24 protein-coding genes are annotated in these 19,930 nt (G+C 51.8%); 3 read left to right on the top strand and 21 right to left on the bottom strand.

What is annotated here, in order from left to right; translation table 11 throughout:
* Window positions 1-19: 19 nt before the first annotated feature.
* The 17 genes from DNH61_RS23110 to DNH61_RS23035 all read right to left on the bottom strand — a co-directional run bounded on the left by DNH61_RS23110 (window position 20) and on the right by DNH61_RS23035 (window position 13,728).
* Window positions 20-1,075, bottom strand: coding sequence for an NAD(P)H-dependent glycerol-3-phosphate dehydrogenase (locus DNH61_RS23110; protein WP_111149183.1), 1,056 nt, complete (start codon window positions 1,073-1,075; stop codon window positions 20-22).
* Entirely contained in the window at window positions 1,065-1,682 is a 618-nt protein-coding gene (gene plsY, locus DNH61_RS23105) for a glycerol-3-phosphate 1-O-acyltransferase PlsY (protein WP_111149182.1), read from the bottom strand. Before plsY ends, DNH61_RS23110 begins: the two co-directional genes overlap by 11 nt.
* An 8-nt stretch (window positions 1,683-1,690) precedes the next feature.
* The gene (der, locus tag DNH61_RS23100; RefSeq protein ID WP_111149181.1) at window positions 1,691-3,013 is read right to left on the bottom strand and encodes a ribosome biogenesis GTPase Der; all 1,323 of its coding nucleotides are present in this window, start codon (window positions 3,011-3,013) and stop codon (window positions 1,691-1,693) included.
* A 68-nt stretch (window positions 3,014-3,081) separates the two neighbouring features.
* A complete protein-coding gene (locus DNH61_RS23095; RefSeq protein WP_111149180.1) occupies window positions 3,082-3,267 on the bottom strand; it encodes a capping complex subunit for YIEGIA in 186 nt (61 codons plus the stop codon).
* Window positions 3,260-4,177 (bottom strand): YIEGIA family protein, encoded by a 918-nt coding sequence (locus tag DNH61_RS23090; RefSeq protein ID WP_111149179.1) that lies wholly within the window; start codon window positions 4,175-4,177, stop codon window positions 3,260-3,262. Before DNH61_RS23090 ends, DNH61_RS23095 begins: the two co-directional genes overlap by 8 nt.
* Window positions 4,174-4,830, bottom strand: a complete 657-nt coding sequence (locus DNH61_RS23085) for a YphA family membrane protein (protein ID WP_111149178.1) — start codon at window positions 4,828-4,830, stop codon at window positions 4,174-4,176. Before DNH61_RS23085 ends, DNH61_RS23090 begins: the two co-directional genes overlap by 4 nt.
* A 150-nt stretch (window positions 4,831-4,980) precedes the next feature.
* The gene (gene rpsA, locus DNH61_RS23080) at window positions 4,981-6,207 is read right to left on the bottom strand and encodes a 30S ribosomal protein S1 (protein ID WP_111149177.1); all 1,227 of its coding nucleotides are present in this window, start codon (window positions 6,205-6,207) and stop codon (window positions 4,981-4,983) included.
* 138 nt (window positions 6,208-6,345) lie between these two features.
* Window positions 6,346-6,921: a lysophospholipid acyltransferase family protein gene (locus DNH61_RS23075; protein ID WP_111149176.1), complete on the bottom strand. Its 576-nt coding sequence runs from the start codon at window positions 6,919-6,921 to the stop codon at window positions 6,346-6,348.
* A complete protein-coding gene (gene cmk, locus DNH61_RS23070) occupies window positions 6,918-7,628 on the bottom strand; it encodes a (d)CMP kinase (RefSeq protein WP_111149175.1) in 711 nt (236 codons plus the stop codon). The genes DNH61_RS23075 and cmk overlap by 4 nt, the downstream gene beginning before the upstream one ends.
* A gap of 89 nt (window positions 7,629-7,717) precedes the next feature.
* Window positions 7,718-7,954 carry a hypothetical protein gene (locus tag DNH61_RS23065; protein WP_111149174.1) on the bottom strand — a complete coding sequence of 79 codons (237 nt, stop codon included), beginning with the start codon at window positions 7,952-7,954 and terminating at the stop codon, window positions 7,718-7,720.
* Between the two features lie 74 nt (window positions 7,955-8,028).
* On the bottom strand, window positions 8,029-8,682 hold the full coding sequence (locus DNH61_RS23060; protein WP_111149173.1) for a flagellar brake protein: 654 nt from the start codon (window positions 8,680-8,682) through the stop codon (window positions 8,029-8,031).
* A gap of 76 nt (window positions 8,683-8,758) precedes the next feature.
* A complete protein-coding gene (gene ypeB, locus DNH61_RS23055) occupies window positions 8,759-10,099 on the bottom strand; it encodes a germination protein YpeB (protein ID WP_111149172.1) in 1,341 nt (446 codons plus the stop codon).
* An 80-nt stretch (window positions 10,100-10,179) separates the two neighbouring features.
* On the bottom strand, window positions 10,180-10,338 hold the full coding sequence (locus DNH61_RS26520; protein ID WP_181438833.1) for a hypothetical protein: 159 nt from the start codon (window positions 10,336-10,338) through the stop codon (window positions 10,180-10,182).
* Between the two features lie 55 nt (window positions 10,339-10,393).
* Window positions 10,394-11,089 (bottom strand): glutamic-type intramembrane protease PrsW, encoded by a 696-nt coding sequence (gene prsW / locus DNH61_RS23050; RefSeq protein ID WP_111149171.1) that lies wholly within the window; start codon window positions 11,087-11,089, stop codon window positions 10,394-10,396.
* A 34-nt stretch (window positions 11,090-11,123) separates the two neighbouring features.
* Entirely contained in the window at window positions 11,124-12,374 is a 1,251-nt protein-coding gene (locus DNH61_RS23045) for a Glu/Leu/Phe/Val family dehydrogenase (RefSeq protein WP_111149170.1), read from the bottom strand.
* A gap of 138 nt (window positions 12,375-12,512) precedes the next feature.
* Window positions 12,513-13,124: a genetic competence negative regulator gene (locus DNH61_RS23040; RefSeq protein WP_111149169.1), complete on the bottom strand. Its 612-nt coding sequence runs from the start codon at window positions 13,122-13,124 to the stop codon at window positions 12,513-12,515.
* Window positions 13,125-13,308: 184 nt separating this feature from the next.
* Window positions 13,309-13,728 carry a hypothetical protein gene (locus DNH61_RS23035; protein ID WP_111149168.1) on the bottom strand — a complete coding sequence of 140 codons (420 nt, stop codon included), beginning with the start codon at window positions 13,726-13,728 and terminating at the stop codon, window positions 13,309-13,311.
* Between the two features lie 152 nt (window positions 13,729-13,880).
* Between DNH61_RS23035 and DNH61_RS23030 the strand changes: the two genes are divergently transcribed.
* Window positions 13,881-14,828, top strand: coding sequence for a polysaccharide deacetylase family protein (locus tag DNH61_RS23030; RefSeq protein ID WP_111149167.1), 948 nt, complete (start codon window positions 13,881-13,883; stop codon window positions 14,826-14,828).
* Here the strand turns inward: DNH61_RS23030 and DNH61_RS23025 are convergent.
* From DNH61_RS23025 to DNH61_RS23015, 3 genes are read right to left on the bottom strand one after another with little or no spacing between them, the layout of a single operon-like run.
* Window positions 14,782-15,657: a metallophosphoesterase gene (locus tag DNH61_RS23025; RefSeq protein WP_111149166.1), complete on the bottom strand. Its 876-nt coding sequence runs from the start codon at window positions 15,655-15,657 to the stop codon at window positions 14,782-14,784. The genes DNH61_RS23030 and DNH61_RS23025 overlap by 47 nt on opposite strands.
* 56 nt (window positions 15,658-15,713) lie before the next feature.
* The gene (locus DNH61_RS23020) at window positions 15,714-15,926 is read right to left on the bottom strand and encodes a hypothetical protein (protein WP_111149165.1); all 213 of its coding nucleotides are present in this window, start codon (window positions 15,924-15,926) and stop codon (window positions 15,714-15,716) included.
* Window positions 15,923-16,516 carry a CPBP family intramembrane glutamic endopeptidase gene (locus DNH61_RS23015; protein ID WP_111149164.1) on the bottom strand — a complete coding sequence of 198 codons (594 nt, stop codon included), beginning with the start codon at window positions 16,514-16,516 and terminating at the stop codon, window positions 15,923-15,925. Before DNH61_RS23015 ends, DNH61_RS23020 begins: the two co-directional genes overlap by 4 nt.
* A gap of 128 nt (window positions 16,517-16,644) precedes the next feature.
* On the opposite strand from DNH61_RS23015, the gene DNH61_RS23010 reads away from it, so the two are divergent.
* Window positions 16,645-17,559: a hypothetical protein gene (locus DNH61_RS23010; RefSeq protein WP_111149163.1), complete on the top strand. Its 915-nt coding sequence runs from the start codon at window positions 16,645-16,647 to the stop codon at window positions 17,557-17,559.
* On the opposite strand, the gene DNH61_RS23005 is transcribed toward DNH61_RS23010, so the two are convergent.
* The gene (locus tag DNH61_RS23005) at window positions 17,556-17,885 is read right to left on the bottom strand and encodes a rhodanese-like domain-containing protein (RefSeq protein WP_245948303.1); all 330 of its coding nucleotides are present in this window, start codon (window positions 17,883-17,885) and stop codon (window positions 17,556-17,558) included. The genes DNH61_RS23010 and DNH61_RS23005 overlap by 4 nt on opposite strands.
* A 375-nt stretch (window positions 17,886-18,260) precedes the next feature.
* On the opposite strand from DNH61_RS23005, the gene serA reads away from it, so the two are divergent.
* Window positions 18,261-19,853: a phosphoglycerate dehydrogenase gene (gene serA, locus DNH61_RS23000; RefSeq protein WP_111149161.1), complete on the top strand. Its 1,593-nt coding sequence runs from the start codon at window positions 18,261-18,263 to the stop codon at window positions 19,851-19,853.
* Window positions 19,854-19,930 lie beyond the last annotated feature (77 nt).

The raw sequence follows: 19,930 nt of genomic DNA, 5'->3' as shown, positions 1-19,930 counted from the left end.
CTCACACGTGCTTTAAGCATCATATGTGAGGGGGACGGGATTGGTGAGGGCTCCAGTCCTTGGCAACTTCCTCGCTTTCATGCGTTCTGCCGCGTCCCATCAGGTTCTCCACCGCATTCTTCGGCGGCTTTCCTTCGAATAGAACGGCGTGAAGCTGTTCGGTTATCGGCATTTGGACATCGTAATGCTTAGCCAGAGCATGAGCGGCTTGTGTCGTTCGCACTCCTTCGACTACCATGCCCATCTGGTGAAGCACATCTTCCAGAGCCATCCCCTTGGCCAGCATGGAGCCAGCACGCCAGTTGCGGCTGTGGCTGCTCGTGCACGTTACAATGAGATCACCTACACCCGCAAGCCCGGCAAAAGTCAGCATGTTGGCCCCCATTGCGGAACCAAGTCTGCCGATCTCGGCCAAGCCTCTCGTAAGCAGTGCTGCCTTTGCGTTATCGCCAAATCCAAGACCATCCGATAGACCAGCGCCAAGCGCAATGATATTCTTGATTGCTGCTGCAACCTCCACACCAATGACGTCGGGATTCGTGTAGACACGGAAATAGTTATTAATAAAAAAGTCCTGTGCCTTCTCGGCAGCCTGCTGGGACTGGGCGGCAACAACCACCGTGGTCGGACAGCGGCGGACAACCTCCTCCGCATGACTCGGCCCGGAAATGACGACTATCTCTTCTTCGGGCCTCTGGAGCTCTTCGGCCAGCACACTGCTCATACGCTTCAGGGTAACCTGCTCAAACCCTTTCGCCGCGTGTACGCACAGCGCGTCCTTCTTTATGTATCGCGCCGCCTGGGCCGCAACCTCCCGCATGGCGGAAGATGGGGCAGCGAACAAGATCAATTCCGCCTCCCTTACAGCCGCTTCCATATCGGTTGTTGCGGCAAGCCGTTCGGGCAGTGTGGTTCCCGGCAAATAGCGGCCATTCGTGCGGTCTTCGTTGATTTCGCTCACTTGTCCGTCGTTTCGGCTCCACATGGTCACAGAGCATCCATTCTCGGCAAGTACGACCGCGAGTGCCGTGCCCCAGCTGCCTGCAACAAGAACCGCCGCTTTCTTATCGGTCATGAGGCACCCCTTTCTTGGCCCCAAGCTTGTTCTCCTTGCCCTGCACTAATTTCATGATATTCGAACGATGACGGATAAATGCATAAACACCAAGCAGTACACTGGTCCAGAATATGGAAGCCTCTACACCAAATACGAGCATCATAACCGGCGCAAGCCCGGCAAAAATGAGAGAGCCAAGGGAAACATAACGGGTCACGGCTATTGCTGCAATAGCCGCGATACCTGCTATAAGGGAGGGTAAGAAAGCAAGGGAAGCCATTACCCCTATTGTGGTGGCGATTCCCTTGCCTCCCTTAAACCGGAACCAGACCGGCCAGTTATGACCGGTAATGGCAGCGAGCCCGCATGCTGCCTCGATCCATCCATTGCCGCCACTGAGCCAATATCCAAGCCACACAGCCGCAATGCCCTTCGCGACATCGAGCAGGAATACGGCAGCAGCCGGACCCTTACCCAAAACGCGCAAGGTGTTGGTTGCCCCTGCATTGCCGCTGCCATGGTTGCGGATATCAATCCCCTTGACCCATTTTGCAATCAGAATGCTGAACGATATGGAGCCTAGCAAATAACTGATAACAATCACTAAGACGGATTGCAGATTCATCTGCCTCTCTAATCCTCCTCGGACTTCCGGCGGGTCACAAGCCTAACCGGCGTTCCTTCAAATTCGAACGCTGCTCGGATTTTATTCTCCAGATACCGCTGATAAGAGAAGTGCATCAGCTCGGGATCATTCGCGAAGATAACAATCGTAGGCGGCTTAACCGCGACCTGCGTTACATAATTAATCCGCAGACGCTTGCCTTTGTCCGTAGGAGGTGGATTAATTGCAATCGCATCCGCAACCACATCGTTAAGCAGATGAGTCTGTATGCGCATCGAGTGCTGCTCCGATACCCGGTTTACAACAGGCAGCAGCTTGTGAAGACGCTGCTTCGTCTTGGCGGACAAGAAAACGATCGGCGCATACGTCATAAACAGGAAGTGATCCCGGATATTCTGCTCAAAATGCTGCATCGTCTTGTCATCCTTCTCGACCACATCCCACTTGTTCACAACAAAGACGGATGCTCTGCCAGCTTCATGGGCATAACCGGCAATATGCTTATCCTGCTCGATAATGCCTTCCTCACCGTTAATAAGGATTAGAACAACATCGGCCCGCTCAATCGCCTTCATTGCCCGCATGACGCTGTATTTCTCGGTCGTTTCGTACACCTTGCCGCGCTTGCGCATGCCGGCTGTATCGATTAATACATACTTCTGGCCATCATGCTCGAAAGGTGTATCAATTGCATCGCGGGTGGTACCCGCCACATCGCTTACTATGACACGCTCTTCGCCAAGAATCGCATTCACGAGCGATGACTTGCCTACATTCGGTCTGCCGATAAGCGCAACCCGGATGACGTCTTCATCATACTCATCGTCCTCGATGACCGGCAGCTTCTCCACCACCGCATCGAGCAGATCACCGATACCTGTTCCGTGAGCACCCGATATCCCGATCGGATCGCCAAAGCCCAGGCTGTAAAACTCGTAAATTTCGTCCGAACGCCCCTGGTTGTCCACCTTGTTAACGGCTACAACAACCGGCTTGCGCGACCGGAACAGCATATGCGCAACCTCATCATCCGCATGCGTAAGTCCTGCCTTGGCATCTACCATGAAGACAATAACGTCAGCCTCTTCAACTGCAAGCTCGGCCTGCATTCGAACGGATTTCATAATCTCGTCCTCGCCGTCAATCTCAATGCCTCCGGTATCCACAATACTGAAGGCCCTGCCGTTCCATTCCCCGGAGCCGTACAGACGGTCCCTCGTTACACCGGGCTTGTCTTCCACAATTGCCAACCGGTCGCCAATGATCCGGTTAAATATAGTGGATTTACCGACATTTGGCCGCCCGACAATCGCCACTACGGGTCTTGCCATCTATTCCACTCCTTCAAAAATTCTCACGATAACCATCATAGCAAAAAACCTCGGGCTTGGCTAACATTTCATTTGTCGCCGTGTTTCACCAAAACCAGAATGCCATTCTTCAAATCATGTACACTTGCATCCAATATCTTTTCGAGCAAAAACGCGGTCTTCTCTTGTTGTTCGCGGCTCTGCTCGACAAAAATGGGCGCTCCGCCCCCGACTGCTTCCCGGTCGAGTGTAACAATAGCCGCAACTTTAGCCACTTGCCCTTCCCTCCTTATGATTGACGCCTGCCTCAGTCGGCATTCGAACGGCGGATTCCAGAATTGGCACCCGTTCGACAATTTCTCGTGCCTTATTAACATCCTTCTCCTGCGGCAGCATAAAGATCGCGAGCCTGCCGTCCTTCATGTCCAGCTTCGCGAGTGGTACCAGGGCCGGTTCGCCTTCATCCCTGAAGACACCCAGCAGAGTGGACAAATCATAGAGAATGGCCTGCCGTTGCCCGAGATTGGCAATTGTCGCTTTTCCGTTGGGATTAAACGGGGTCAGGACAATGCCAATGCCCCGCTCCTTAATGATCGCCTGGTTGGCCGTCAGACCTACGTTCATCATATAGATATCATCCACAAACAAGTCAGGCCCATCTTGTCGAACCTGCACCGCCTCGGCTGCAGCAATATGGGAGATAGATTTGCCCGACCTCAGCTTTCGTACAGCAAGCAGCATCAGAAGAGCAGCAGCGGCACCAGCATACCACTCCCACACGATCGCTGCCAGACTGGTCAAGAACGCCGTAAGGATGACCAGATAATTCCTGCCCTCGAACACCATAGCAATCCCTTCAATATAAGTGGCACCGCGAGGCACAAGCTCGAGTCTATCGATAACCGTAAGCGTCTCCCTCTCCATCTTGCGTACATCGCGGAACTGTTGAGCGGCCAGCGCCAGGAAAGTGATCGCGGTGTAATCCTTGTTAAATAGTGCCGGAACCGCTATAGCCCCCAGTGCCGCTGCTATTACGCCAAGTGATATATGAATGATCCTTCCGTGCGGATAAGTCGGATACTGACGGTAATCTGTGTGAAGCATGTAAAGCCGGGCAGTTACACCCGCCAAAACACCGAGCAAAATTCCGATCGTCTGCTTGTGCGCAGCGAGAAATACCATCATGTTCCCGTCTTCCCCCTTATCTGTGCAATGCTGTTAAGCAGCTGCTTGCCCGCTCTTCGCAGCTTGGCATATAGGTTAACACAAAGGGAAAGCAGGACGGTCACCAAGCGTACTCCTGCCATGGCAAGCAGGAAACTGTCCAGCAGAACCCGGCTGTCAAGCACTGAACTCCTCCAAGTCAGCTCTTTCAGCGGGATAAGAACTGAACCGAGCTCACCGATCGTAGAAGAAAGCGCCAGCACAGCGAATTGGTCCCGAAACCTGGCAGACATGAATGCAGCGGCCAGCGCCGCAAGCAGCGGGGCATCGGTATAGGGATGAAGGATCACGAAGACGGGATCGAACCAGTACAGCTTGCGCATCCAAATCCAGGCAGCAGCCGTAAGCAGCGCAGTCAAGTAAATATAAGTCTGATGGACCGCTGCTTCATGCTTGGTTATTGCCATCATTGCCCACAGCCAGAGCCAAGCAACAGGCAGCAGAACATAATAAACCGGTCTGCCGGCAGATAGCAGCGTCATTGCGGTCAGCGGCACCAGGAACAAGGCCGCTATCCGCATGCTGCAGCCTCCGATGAGCTCCCGCCGCCAGCCGGTCATAATCAGGATCATGCCTGAGAGCAGCAGCCATACAGATAGATATCCGGCAATCAAGACATAACCTCCTTCTGGTCCTATTATGTGCCAAAGCCTGCCGGCATAGTCGGCTGATTTCCTGGCGGTCTAACAGGACGTGCAGACGGAAAAAGAGCTGCCAGCCTGCAGGGTTACCTGCAGGCAGCAGCTCTTCTGGTTACATCATGATCACTTGAACTTGCTCAGCTTATCACCGAAGCGCTCGCCAAGGGTAAAGCTCATGCTTTCCTTGTTCATGCTGACATTCGGATTATTGATTTCTTCCTTAGGAGCACGGGAAGGTCTCTCCGGTCTTGCCGAAGGCTCCGGTGCTTCTTCCGTTTCCTTAATGGAAAGGCTGATGCGCTGCTCAGATGGGATGAAGTCCAGTACCTTTGCCTGTACCTCTTGACCTTCCTTCAGCACTTCAAATGGAGTTGCAATATGACGATGTGCGATTTGCGAAATATGAACCAGGCCTTCAACGCCAGGAGCTACTTCAACAAATGCGCCAAAGTTAACGAGACGCTTAACCGTACCGGTAACGATGTCTCCAACTTTAAACTTGTCGGCAGCTGTTTCCCAAGGACCAGGCTGTGCTGCTTTCATGCTCAGGCTGATTTTGCCTGCTGCAGGATCAACCTTCAGTACCTTGACACGAACTGCCTGGCCTTCTGTTACCACATCCTTCGGATGGGCAACATGCTCCCAGGAAAGCTCGGATACGTGAACAAGGCCGTCTATGCCACCGATATCAACAAAGGCGCCAAATGGCGTCAAGCGCTGTACCGTACCTTCGATTTCCTGGCCTACCTCAAGGGAAGACATGATTTGCTGCTTGTTAGCCTCATATTCTTCCTCGAGCACTTCTTTGGCCGACAGGATCACTTTGTTGTTCTCACTGTCGATTTCTTTAATCTTAACGCGCAGCGTACGCCCCTTGTAGTCGCTGAAATCTTCTACAAAATGACGTTCAACCATCGAAGCCGGAATGAATCCGCGAACGCCGATATCGGCAACCAGACCGCCTTTTACTACATCGGCAATCGTGACTTCCAGAATCTCGCCTTTCTCGAATTTCTCCTGAAGCTCACTCCAGGAACGCTCAGCGTCGATAATGCGCTTGGAGAGGACAAGCTTTTCCTTATCGTCGTCAATGCTGACCACTTTAAGTTCAACCTCTTGGCCCACTTGTACCGCTTCTGCCGCATTATCCAGATGAACAGCGGAAAGCTCCCGAAGCGGAATTACGCCGTCGTATTTATATCCAAGGCTGACGTAGGCTTGGTTGTCTTCAATTTTGACGATCGTACCTTTAACCGTATCGCCCTTCTTGATCGATACCAAATTGTCCATCGTCTCTTCGGTGATGCTTTCCGCTGCTGCGGATTCCTGAACCTTCGTTTCTTCTGACATGTGAACTAACCTCCTCGATTCATACCCCAACTTTATTTAAACCTGTCGAAGGCTTTTGAAACACTTCGCAGGATTTAAAATAAAATCAATGTTCTCGTTATAGTAAGATAAGGCATGTGTGAAAGCTTATAGGCATAGCTACCTGCTTAGCTCACGAATATGAGCCATGATGACGTCAGTAACCCTCTCAAGCAGTTCAGGATCCTTATCGCCCTCAAAAATGGACAGGTCAACTGGGGGCCCGTAACGGACAATAACCTTGCCGAACAGCCTGTAGCTGCCCGTTATCGCCACTGGCACAACTGATGCGCCGCTGCGAAGAGCAATCATTGCCGCTCCCTTCTTAGCCGCTCCTTCCATTCCGGGAACGCTGCGCGTCCCTTCAGGAAATATGCCCATTACCTGGCCGTCCTTCAGCAGCTGCAGCGCCAGCTTAATGGATTCCTTGCTGACTCCGCCCCGCTTGACCGGAAAAGCGCCGATCGCCGTAAGCAGTGCGCCTAATGGTTTGAAGGAAAACAGCTCAGCCTTGGCCATAAAGTGAACGCGACGGCGTACTTTAAGACCAACTGCTGGAGGATCAAAGTTGCTGATATGATTAGAACAGAGCAGTACAGGACCATGGTCTGGTACATGCTCCAGACCTTCAGCTCTAATCCGGAATAGTAACGTATAAAGCACATCAAGCAGGAACTGGCATATCCGGTATATCATTGTGAGTTCGCCTCCGCAATTCTGCCGCGGCTGAGCTCCAATATCCGCTGCACGACTTCATCAATCGTATCGTTCGTGCTGTCCAGCAGAACGGCATCCTTCGCCTTAACAAGCGGAGAAACAAGCCTCTGCTCGTCCATCCGGTCCCGTTCGGCGATCTCCCGCTCCAGCTGCTCCAGCGTATAACCCTGCTCAGCACCAGACTCTTTGTACCGGCGCTTCGCGCGTTCTTCCACCGAAGCTGTCAGGAACACCTTTAATTCCGCATCCGGAAGCACATGCGAGCCGATATCTCTGCCATCCATGACAACGCCTTTGGCAAGTGCCAGCTTGCGCTGCTTGTCAACAAGACTGGTTCTGACCGGCTCAACAGCCGCCACTGCCGACACACCTGCTGTAATCTCCCGCGAGCGGATCAACCCGGTAACATCTTCGCCATTGAGGAACACCCGCTGAACAGGATCCCCTGGTTTCAATGTAATGTCCAGATTACTTACCAGCTCTGCAAGCAGATCTTCACGGCTTGTACCGATGCCAGACCGCTGTGCGGCCAATGTCACAGCCCTGTACATGGCTCCTGTGTCAATATACACATACCCCAGCAAGCTGGCTACACGGCGGGCAACTGTACTTTTACCCGCTCCTGCTGGACCGTCAATCGCAATGTTGATCCGGTCGCTGTTATTATGCTGCTCTATCGTTGCCAAAAAATAATCCCTCCACCATCAGGTAAGCAGGAAGCCCCAGCTTCACAGCACCCCAAGAAAAAAGCAGGCACGGCCTGCGAACGTGAAAATTATACCACACTAAAAACAGAGATGCAAAAGACATCCCCAGTATAAGGGATGCCTTCCAGCCTCTCGGTTAACAAGAGCCAGCTTCTGACCGGCTCAATCTTCAGTGCCGCCTGCGCGATGAAGAGGATTACGAACAACACCGCCAGGCACAAGAAGAGCCGGAAGCTAACTTCGTCAGCGATCCGGCTCCATTTTTCCCAACTAGAACAGCTGCCGTAAGACTTGCGCTTCCCCATATACACGGACACTTCCTTCCGATATTTGGGTTTAGCTTGCCCGCCCCGGCTGGCGGTTATTCACATATGGTATCCTACTGCTTTCGCACTTCCAGCTGTCTTTCGAAACAGTAACGGATAATTTTCTGGCGTTCGCCATCCGTTATGCTGATGTACTTCACCATAACCTGCTTGCGGCCGGATTCCAGCAGCTTGACGCGTACAATCTCCGCTTTGAAATTGGCGTGCTCCAGGGATCCATTCTTATAAGGCAGCAGAAGCCAGCACTCCAGCGAATCGCCCGCTTTAACATCGCGGGCGCCTTCCGCCAAGAAGGAAATCCCCCCGCCGCCAACATCATCCGTATGGACGATGAACCGCTGATCGCCGTTTAGCCTGATTGCCATCTCAAGTTCGGCCGATACCCGCAGAAAGCTCCGGCGCTGAATTTTCGTTATCGAATCCGGCTCGGGCATCTTGATCTCAACCAGGCGCAGGACATCCTGCCTGAAGCCTAGCACGTGAGAGCTGAAATAATGCTTCACTCCCTCTTCATTAAGGAAGTATGCGGACAGCTCGTCCCCCAAGTAAAGCTTCTTCAGCCGGCCGGTCTGCTCAAGCATGGGCACCTCAATCAGCAGCCGTCCTTCCTGTATATCGGCAATCCTTGATTTATACTCGATTTTCGCTTCCTCTTCATCAGAAGAAGCAACTTGCAGAATTAATACTTGGTTCACTTTAGGCAGCAATTGGGCTCCTCCCTCCATATGGTTGATTATAACATGGAGGATTGAGATTCAACTACCACAAAATAGCCCTTTTTTCCTATTCCATTGCTTCAAACCGCTCAATCTTCTCTTCCTGTCCTGAATCTGCATTAATGTAAATCCGGTAGCTTCCTCCATTAATTCTGCCTGTAAACTCATAGCACAGCGTCTCTTCGCCCATATCATTCTCGATGAGGGCAAGGCGTTCACCCTGGAGACGCAGCGAGGGATTAAGCGCCTTGCGGGCCTCAGTACTGTCCAGTGCAGGTTTAGGCAAGGAACGCTCATGATGCTCATAAACAAAGTCTGCTGCCTGCAGACCAATAATATCCCCGTTATCCAGGGCTACCTTTACCGTCAGCTTCTCCGGATAGATCAGCACCTCATCCTGCTGGGCTGCAAACGTCAGCACGATGGCGTTATCGGTCCTGTCAAACGTAATGGCCTGCATATTGGGGTAGCCATGGGTACGGAGGAATGAGGATGCAGCCTGCTCTGCTGTCTCCACATCGACCGCCGGATTATCGACATTACGGGGGTTAAGGTACCAGATCATCCGCCCACCATTCTTGGTAAAATCCATCTTGATTTGCCGATCGGAGCTCGGGTCGCTTATAACCGCAGAATACGTTTGATATTCCGTGCCCTGCCCGTTCTCCTCAACCTGAATGACCGACGGGTCTTTTATGCCGAGAAAATGAGCGGCCGACTGCCGGATCTCTTCCGGACTCTTGGCTTCACCCTGCATGAGCTTAAGGGAGCGCTTCTCGTACATCTTGGTTACAGAAGGACCCCAATCCAGTTCAGGATATTCGCTGACCTTCTTATCTACCGTCCGGAAGCCGTCCACAAGGGTATTCTCCTCTTGCTCCCCGCTGGAGGCAAGCGCAATTTCGACATCCATCCATCTTAAATTCTCCTGCAGCACCTTGGTCTGCATTCCCTGCAGGTTATTGGCAATGTCTTCGGAACTCTTATACAGCGTGAGCAGCGTATCATATTCTTTCTTGGTGAGCGGCTCCTTTGTCAAATCCCGGATCGCCGTCTTATAAGAGAAATTCGCGATCTTCGAGAGAAATTCTTCCGTACGCGTGAATGGCAGCAGAGTTAGCGGCAGCTGGTTGATTTCGTTCTGCGCTTCATTAGTGATCCGCCAAACATTGATCAGACCCTTGCGGTGATACGCTTGCGAAGTTGAATTCACTGCCAAGGTATTACCTAACTCCTCATGAAGCTGATCGACGTGGTAAGTCAAATCGTGAAAAGCCCGCTGATACTGATTTTCCGCTTTGATCAGAATCGAGTTTTTTTCCTGATGCTCCTGATAACCCCAATAGGCTGAGCCAACCAGCAGCAGGGCTGCTACGGGAAACAGGACTGCGCTTAACCGTTGGTACATAAGGCAAAAGCTCCTTTCATTAACAAACCTGCCATTAGTGTGGTTTGTCGAAAGGAGCTTTATGCATGAGATATTGGTCGTTATACCATTTGTTCTTCAATCTCGAAATCTTCGGTATTATTGCATAGACATTGCTTAAAGCCGGTGTCGATTCTTCCCTTCTCGCGCTTGCCTCGCAGCACAAACTTTTCTCCGCATTGATTGCAGCGTATTCTCACTTTAACCCTCATGTTTTCCATAACAACCTCCTGGATAAGTCTTTAACTTTGTCCTTAGGCATTATGGACGGAAGACTCACATTTTAACCTCGTCCTCGCGTCCGACAATCCGGAAAGGGGAGTGCGCATTGGCCCTGCGGATTTTGGCCAGGCCTCTGATCCACAGCACAATCATCAACGGTACAATAAAGTAAATCCACGTTGTTTCAGCAGTCAGCATGATGTAGTCGTACAGACCATGCCAGAACAGCGGCAGGGCCAGCGAGAAGGCCAGCAGACGTCTGGTCTGGTGTTGCTCGGCAAATTTGGCTTTTCCCACGTAATAGCCCATCATGACGCCAAACAGGGCATGCGCCGAAACCGGAAGCAGAGCCCTGACGAGCAGGGAGCCAAACGTAGAAGGCATCAGAAGCGCGTACAGCACATTCTCCAGCGTGGCGAAGCCAAGTGAAATGGCGGATGCATAAATAATGCCGTCATATGGTTCATCGAAGATCGTATGATTGTAGATGATGTGATAGAGCACAAACCATTTCATCACTTCCTCGACGCCAGCAGAGATGACATAAGCGTAGATGAACGGCTCTTCCCCTAACCACAGCATGAGCCCCCGCTGTACAATGACAATCGGCAGCACAATCAGCATGCCGACAATAAACATTCTTGCCACCATATGGAAGGGCTCCATATCATAGCGGTCCTTCAAATAAATGTAGACCAGCAAAGACACACCTGGAGCAATGGCTGCCGCCAAGATTGAGAGCAGCAGCATCTAACGCCTGTCACCTCCTTTCTTTATGAAGAATCTATACCCAGCCGCGTAAGCGGGCAGCCTCCGCGACCTTCCTGACACCTACCATATAAGCGGCAAGCCGCATATTGACCTTGCGCGACCGGTGAACATCGACGACCTCGCGGAATCCCCGCACCATCATAGCTCTTAGCTTTACATCTACTTCCGGCTCAGACCAGTAGTACCCTTGATTGTTCTGAACCCACTCGAAGTAGGAGACAATAACGCCTCCCGAGCTGGCCAGAACATCAGGCACAATAAGGACATCGCGGTCATTCAGGATATTGGTCGCCTCAAGTGTTGTTGGCCCGTTGGCGGCTTCTACAATAGCCCTAGCTTTGATCCGTGGAGCATTATCTGCGGTAATCTGATTCTCGATGGCAGCTGGCACAAGCACGTCGCATTCCAGCTCCAGCAGCTCGTCATTGCTGATTGTCTTGCGGAACAGATTCGTCACCGCCCCGAAAGAATCCCGCTTATCAATCAGATCCTCGATATCCAGCCCGTCCGGATCATGCAGCGCTCCGTGAACATCGGAGATTCCGACCACCTTCGCACCCGCGTCATACATGAACTTGGCCAGATAGCTGCCTGCGTTTCCGAAGCCTTGAATGACAATCCGGGCATCCTTGAGCGGGGTCCCCATGACAGCAAGCGTCTCCTCGATCATAATGGCCACGCCCCGCGCTGTTGCTGTCTCTCTGCCCAGTGAGCCTCCCAGCACGATCGGCTTGCCTGTAATAAAGCCTGGAGAGTCATGTTCCCGAATACGGCTGTATTCATCCAGCATCCAGGCCATAATCTGTGAATTGGTCATGACATCCGGAGCGGGAATATCCTTGTTCGGTCCAACGATCTGGCTGATGGCGCGTACATAGCCCCGGCTCAGCCTCTCCAGCTCCCGGAACGACATGCTTCTCGGGTCGCAGATAATGCCGCCCTTCCCGCCTCCGTAAGGGAGATCGGCTATGCCGCATTTCAGCGTCATCCAGATGGATAACGCCTTTACCTCCTCCTCGGTAACACTTGGGTGAAACCGGACGCCTCCCTTGGTCGGACCCACCGCATCATTATGCTGGGCCCGGTAGCCGGTAAAAACCCTCACTCGTCCATCATCCATCCGGACTGGTATCCGAACCGTCAGCATACGCAGCGGTTCCTTCAGGAGCTCGGCCATATCGGAACCGTAACCCAGCTTCAACAGTGCTTCTTCAATAATGGTTTGCGTTGCTGCCAGCATCTCCTGATGATTATGTGCTGCCATGGGATATACACCACCTTCTACCAGTCTATTATGAACGGCCCCCCGCCTGTCTATGCGCTTTAACGGCGCTTCCCATGGAAAGACAAAAGAGCGTCTGCCGGATTTATGATCCGGTTCAGATGCTCTTTCGTTATACGATTATTCAAAGTGATTGCATATCTCTTTCACTGCGCCTGCGGCGATGACAACCTTGCCGTACTCTTCAAGTACAGCCGTAGTAACCGAGGCAGCTTCGCCATATTCAGCAAGCAGTGCTATAATCGCATGATATTTGGAAGGCTCTGAGCCTGCAGGATCAAATGCAAGCATATATTTGCCCTGATAGGCGTACAGCCGTCCATCCTCCGAAATACCGGATGAAAGCAGTTTCTTAGAAACCGAGATGACGTCCTCAAAATCGCGGAACGCATACATAACTGTATCACTCTGTTCAAGCGTAACTTCCATCTCATAAACCTCATCATCATGATCATCATCCGTATCTGGATATCCGATATGATGGCTGTCCGTTTTGCCGCGGGTGACGATTACGACCATACCTTGGGCCGGAAGTGCAAACACTTCAACCGCGAGAGGCCCGCTTGCGTCGAAGCCGAGTTCGCTGTAAGCTTGCTCCATCATTTCACTGAACAGCTCATGAACTTTCGGAATTTCGCGCCACATATCCTCTTTTTGGATCCCCCGTTCAAGGAGGTCGTCGAACGTCAGGAATATGCGAATCTTGTCCTGACTAAGCCGTTCGATCTTCATGCAAGGAACCCCCCTTTGCAGCATCGGTTATAACATCGTATGAACCGTATTAAGATATGTGATAATAAGTTATATGTATCTATGTTATCATGTCTGCTGCTGAAATGCACTATATGCACCTGAAAAAGAAATTGGCCCGGCCGCCTGTATTTGCAGGCGGCCGGGCCAACTTGTATCCGTCTGTTTATTGCGACGCTGTGGATGCGGCCGAATCAGCTGGGGTAGCTGCTTCCGTCATAATTTGGGCTGCCTGGTTCTTCACTTCCGGGTCGCTCGTCATCAGCTGTGCAATCATATTCCAGGAGCTGTCCTGCTGCTGGTTCTGGGCACTGCTGCCAGCCGTACCGCTGACCGCATTTGGTGCCATTGTGCTTTGCGCTGCATTATTCATTGCAGCAGTATTTTGAGCCGCAGCCTGGTTCGGCTGCTTCTCCTTGCCAAATTTACGGTCAAGTGCGTTTTCAATCATTTTGCTTTTGGCTCCCGCTACTAGTCCGGATGCCGCGTCCCCAACCCATGCAAAGGACCCCGGACGTCTTTTCGCCAGATAGGCGGCTGCCATTACACCTACGATTCCACCGACCAGAAAACCGCTCATTCTCATAACGGGTACCTCCCTTAATAATTCGGTTCCTGGATTAGTTTGTCCGGAACATCTTCCGTAATCCCGATCAAATTAAGGAAAGTGAGGGTTCTGGATGTGAAATCGGGGTAATGCTACAATAAATTACAATCAACTACTCATTGGAGGTAACCATGCTGACGAAATGCTATTCTGCCGTTACAATCATCATTCTCGCCTTCACACTGGCTGCCTGCGGCCAAAACGAAAACACGGATGTCAATCCGCCAGGCCAGCCGGCTGAAACAGATACCACCCTGACGGATACCCCCTCTAAGACACCGGATAACACTGTTACCCAGCCCGAGGAGAGCGCACCTGAGGCTGCTCCGGATCAGGTACAGGAAGACAACGAAGATGCGATCAAGGAAGACCCTTCGGCAGCGGGCAGCAAAGAAGCGGCTTCCTCTGATGGCGAAGAGACAGCCGCTGCTTCCCCGCTATACCGTATGAACGAGGCGTACCGTTTTGTTCCCATCGAAGAGAGCACACCAGCGAAGGTGGTACTGCTTACCTTTGATGACGGGCCTAAGGAGCGTGATCTTCTGGAAAGCATGCTGGATACGCTGGAGAAGCATAACGCTAAAGCCGTTTTCTTCGTTAACGGATACCGGGCCAAAGCAAATCCAGAACTGCTTAAGCTGATCGCAGACAGCGGCCATTCAATCGGTAACCATTCCTGGGACCATATCGATCTGAAGAAGGAAAAGGCTGACGTAGTCAGAAAGCAGATTGGAGATGTTCAGGAGCTCGTAAACGAAGTAACCGGCAGCAAGCCCAAGCTGTTCAGACCGCCATTCGGCTCGGGAGGCGACAGTGTACAAGAAGTCGCTAAGAATGAAGGACTGCTGTATATGACCTGGTCCAACGGTTCGCTCGATTGGGATCCCAAGAACAAGAACAAGCCGGATGCCGTCATAACCAATGTAATGGATCAGCTGCACCCGGGAGCCAATATCCTCATGCATGAACTGCCATGGACAGCGGAAGCACTTGACCAGCTCCTTACGAAGCTTGAAGGCAAGGGCTATGGCTTTATTGATCCCGAGACGATTCAGACTGGGGACAAGAACGAAGAGTAAGTAGATGCGCCTCCGCTGGCGCCCTAAGCCGGAACGGAATTTTGGAAGTGCCGAACCCCCGGCTGACGAGCATCCGGCATTCTTCGCCTACTGCCATACCGGCTTGCTGCAGCTGGAACCAGCCTTTCGGGTAAAGGTTCAGCGACTTGGAATTAATGACAGCACCAGCGAAGGGAACGACGATCTGCCCGCCATGTGTATGACCGGCGAGGATCAGATCGATCCTGCTCCCTTCGCCGCTGCACGGCAGCCGTTCGGCTATGATGGGGTCATGCGCCAGCAGCAGTGTAAACGGAATTGTTTCCTGGTCTACTGCTGCCTTACCCGTTCCCAGGGCCAGCCCCAGCCGGTCTCGGCGGGTTTTGGGGTCATCGACCCCAACCAGTCTAATCACACTTCCATCCTTCTTCTCCAGCCGGACAGCCTCGTTAACCAAGACCCTAACCCGCTCTTCCTCGAGCAGCACCTCCAGTTCCCGAACAGGCTCATCATGGTCATGATTGCCATATACCAAATAGACTGGTCCAAGCCGGGAGAGCAGTCTTACATTATCTCGGGTCCGCTTCAGCGGCACGCCCCCTTCACGAAGATCGCCGCCAATCAGCACCAGATCTGCCCCTTCAGATAATATCGGATCATCAAGCAGCTTCTGCGGGAGCCTTCTGCGATGAATGTCGCTGATAAAAAAAATCCGCGTCCCGTCAAAGGACGCAGGAAGACGATGGAGTCTTACCTCTTCAGTATTGACAGCCGTACGGAATGCTTCAGCCAGCATCCAAACAGCGAACGCAATTGACCCGGCAGACAGCAGAGCAGCAGCAATGAGCATGCGATCGACCTCCGTAACTGTCTTATTTATTTCATATGCGAAAAATAGCGGCTCATTCACTCCCCCGACATCTGACGGCCATACCAGAACAGGCCGGCGGCAAGTGCCAGGAATAGAAAAATTAAGGAGTTATAAAACCACTTGGTTACCTGCTGCTTGCTAGACGGGTGCTTAACCCGGCGCGGGGGAAGCGCCTCCTGTTCGGGTTTCTGCACAATTTCATGATGCGCCGGTCCCGCCGGCTGTCCACGTTTCCTTCCCCTGCTCATGTTTCCCTCCGGAATCGAATAATGAGACCCATAACCATATCAATTGCAAAATGTGCCGCGATCGGCGCCCACAATGTATCGGTCTGGATATAAATCCAGCCAAGAGCGTAACTAATAGAGAAAACAAGTCCTGTCGGTATCCAGTGGCGCAGATACCGGACATGTATAGCGGCAAACAGAATACTCGTCCAGTATGGGCCAAATGCGTGTTGCAGGGCTCCTCTGAAGAGCATTTCCTCACATACGGCTACTATAAAGGAAATCACCAGTATGTGCCAGACAGGCCTTCTGCGGAACAACCTCTCATTCACGCCGCCGTCATCCGCCGCCTCCTCCGGTATCCACCGGGACAAAATGAGATCGACCGCCACCACGGCTGCGGCCAATCCAAACCCCCAGTAGAGAAAGGCAGATCCTTCCGGGACAGCCAAAAGTGAAAAAGGATTTCGCCCCTGAAAAAAAATCCATGCCAAGCCGATAATAAGTGTAAGGACTTGAGTAAGATACAAATTCATCAGCAGCATCCGGTCATCCAGCTCATCGACTGAGACTTTTCGGATTTTGATGTTCTTGATGTCGAATTTTTTCATAGTTCCCTTCCTGTCACAAGGTTCGTTATTCCCTTTTTTGTCATTATAACCTATACTAATTAAGACACATCCCGTCATAATTCGACATCCATCTACTTTACCCACTACATATATTGAAGGAGATTGTCATGGAAAAGCGATTAACCCGAACCGAAATGCTGTTCAGTCTTGGATTTATCTTCATGCTGGTCGTAGCCGTTGCCGCATTCCTCTACGGTATGAAGGTCGGTGCTGAAGAGACTGAAGCAAAGTACGTGCCAAGCAAAAAGCTGAATGCAGAGGTCGCCGACAAAGACACCGCATACCAGCAGCAGGATCTTGTGTCCTACTATCATACCGTATTTTTGCCGTATCGTGAATTTTTGAATGAATGGGTAGCTGAAACGGACCGGATGAAATCGGGACTAACCGAGGAGCCTGCCGATAAATTAAAGGAACTGGCTGCCTTGGCGGATAAGCAGTATAAGGAAGCCGCTAAAGCTTCCCTTCCGGCCGTTTCACCGCTGCTGGTCGACGCTCATACCAGCACATTGAAGAGTCTTAAGCTGTTCAAGCAGGCTGCTGAAGCGCAAACAGCCGCAGCCAAGAGCAAGACACCGGCGGATACTGCCGCCCTGCTCTTCAAGGATGCCTACTACAAGCAGGCTGCCGAGTATGCCCTTCAGAGCCAACAGGAATATTACAGCGCCATGCTGAAGTGGGGATCGACCGTCAATAAGAAGGTTCCCGGCAATTATGAAGCGCCAAGCCTGCTCGATCTCGCCACCTGGAAAGCGCAGCCGATTCTTGTCAAGAACAAGCTGATCGCCGATCAGCTTGAAGCACGCAAGCTTCTTACCGGTTATCATCCGCAGGATATGACTGCGCGCATTGATGCTTTCATTGCCTCCGGTCAGGCTTCCAAGATGAAGATCAAGACGGTATCCGCCATTGTTGACCTGCTCTTGGGAACGGAAGCGGTGCGCGGCGGAGATTTCATGTCAAGCAAATCCAGGTTCTACAGCAAAGAACTGCTTCCACAGCTGCCATTCTTCATCTCTTAATCGTATTGAAAACCATTCAACAAGGCTGCAGCCGCTATTCCGCCTGTTATGTTGCGGAGGCGGCTGTAGCCTTGTCCAGCCATATAACTGCATACATGCATACTGCGTACGCCGTGAGCACAGAGCACATACCACTCTTTGTCCTTGGACAGGTCGTCAAGCGATTCGTGTATCACGCTCATAGCGATATGCCTCGTGCCTGGAAGGTGGTAGTAGTCCCACTCCTCCTGTTCACGGACATCTATTATACTGGCTGGTTCCACCCGTCCCTCTTCCAGCTGTTTGAACAATTCTTCCGGACTAATGTCCTGCCATTCTCCAGCCACTTCAAACCCTCCATCTCGTTTGCTTCCACTGTGCCGTATTATGACATAAACAGGCATAACACGCCAATTACGGTAGAATGATAACGAAATTTTCACATTTCATCAAGTTTGCTGATTGCATTCTTGCGCTCTAATGCTTTAAAATAGGAAAGGACAAGATAATTATTCCGTATTAGTAGGATTATTCTGAAGAATGGAATAAGCTATACTTACAAGAGCCGTTACTCGTTGTAGCGTAAGCTCACATGCGAGTAACGGGAACGAGCTTAACAGCAAGCAATGCCGGTCTAACTCTCGTCCCGCCGCAGCGAACGGTACCGGGATCGGGAGTTTTTTCCTTTTACCACCACTATGATTATGGAGGCGTGTTGCATTATGTTTAAAGTACTCGTATCGGACCCCATCAGTGACCTTGGAATCCAGCAGCTTGTCGATGCTGAAGATGTTTCTGTCGACAAGAAGCCCGGCCTTAGCGAGGACGAGCTGGTCGCTATTATCGGCGAATATGACGCACTGCTTGTGCGCAGCCAGACCCGAGTCACTGCACGGATCATGGAAGCTGGCAAGCAGCTTAAGGTTGTAGGCCGTGCAGGCGTTGGCGTCGACAATATCGACCTGCCTGCAGCCACAGAGAGAGGCATCATCGTCATCAATGCCCCGGATGGCAACACGATTACAACTTGTGAGCATACCTTCGCTATGATGATGGCGCTTGCCCGTCATATTCCGCAAGCTTATACCAAGACGATTAACGGCATCTGGGACCGCAAGACTTTCCTTGGCGTGGAGCTCCGCAACAAGAAGCTTGGCGTTCTAGGAATGGGCAGAATCGGCAGCGAGGTGGCATCACGTGCCAAAGCGTTCGGCATGGAAATTCTGGCCTATGATCCATTCCTGACCGAAGACCGCGCCAACAAGCTGGGCGTTAAGCTGTCTTCTGTTGAAGACATTGTCCGAAATGCGGATTTCATGACTGTCCATACCCCGCTTACTCCTGAAACACGCCACATGATCGCAGGCCCGCAGTTCGAAATCATGAAGCCTGGCATGCGGATCGTTAACTGTGCCCGCGGTGGCATTATTGACGAGCAGGCTCTTGTGGAAGCAATCGACAAGGGCATCGTAGCCGGCGCAGCCTTTGACGTATTCGAAGTAGAGCCGCCGGAGAAGGATCATCCATTCCTTACGAATCCGAAAATTATTGTAACCCCTCACTTGGGTGCTTCAACCGTAGAAGCCCAGGAGAATGTTGCGATTGATGTCTCCGAGCAGGTTCTTCATATTCTGCGCGGCGAAGCGTTCAAGAACGCCGTGAATATGCCTCCAGTACCGGGCGATGTCCTTAACAAGCTTCAGCCTTACTTCTCCCTTGGCGAAAGACTGGGCAGCTTTGCAGCCCAGCTAGCCCATGGTGCGGTTGAAGAAATCACCGTCAGCTACTCTGGAGAGCTCGCAGATGTGGATACACAGCCGCTCACCCGCTATGTTGTGAAGGGTGTACTGTCCCATCATCTCGGTTCGGATCAGGTTAATCTGGTTAATGCCATGCACTTGGCCAAAACACGTGACCTGAACATTGTTGTTAACAAATCAACCGCCCACAAAGGCTTTACTAACCTGGTGACGGTCACGCTGCGCACACAGAGCGAGGAACGCCTCGTAGCAGGCACGCTGCTCACCGGTTACGGTACCCGTATTGTACAGATCGACAAGTTCCCGGTTGATGTCTCGCCGGAAGGCAATCTTATCCTTGTCAAGCATAACGATAAGCCGGGCATCATCGGCCGCGTAGGTACCCTGCTTGGCAATAATGACGTTAACATCGCAACCATGCAGGTTGGACGGAAGCTGGTTGGCGGAGCGGCGATTATGGTCCTGACTGTGGACAAGGCAGCAACCAAGGAAGTCATTGCAGAGCTTGTCAGCCTGCCGGATGTTAATAAGGCTAAAGAAATCCTGCTCGTTTGATTAATTAGCAATTAACATAATCAGGGCTGTCTCGAAGATCAGTATGTATGACCTTTGGGACAGCCCTTCTATTGGCA

This window comes from Paenibacillus sambharensis, from assembly GCF_003233845.1.
GTDB classification, from domain to species: Bacteria; Bacillota; Bacilli; order Paenibacillales; family Paenibacillaceae; genus Paenibacillus_I; species Paenibacillus_I sambharensis.
The sequence above is the reverse complement of the archived record's forward strand: the minus strand, read 5'-3'. Positions and strand labels throughout refer to the sequence as shown.